Consider the following 285-nt stretch of genomic DNA (forward strand, 5'->3'; position numbering starts at 1 on the left):
ATCTAGAACTTTCTAATAACACAATGTTAGAGTCAATTGAATGTTACAACAATCAATTAACTTATTTAAATGTTAAAAATGGTAATAATGCTTCCTCTAACTATTTTAATACAGCCAACAACCCAAACCTAGCCTGTATTACTGTTGATGACCCTACATACTCGACCACAAACTGGACAAATATAGATTCGCATACAAGTTTTAGTGAAGACTGCGGTATTGTATGGACATCAAACTCTAACGATTACGAAAGCTTTACTGCCATTGATACAGATGGCGATACCT

General features: G+C 34.0%; 1 pseudogene. It reads left to right on the forward strand.

The features are described 5' to 3' along the window. Nucleotides 1-23 precede the first annotated feature (23 nt). Nucleotides 24-285 (forward strand): annotated as a pseudogene (locus tag LG649_RS16135) (hypothetical protein); the annotation flags it as partial.

This window comes from Neotamlana laminarinivorans (assembly GCF_020523925.1).
In the GTDB taxonomy this organism is placed as follows: Bacteria; Bacteroidota; Bacteroidia; order Flavobacteriales; family Flavobacteriaceae; genus Neotamlana; species Neotamlana laminarinivorans.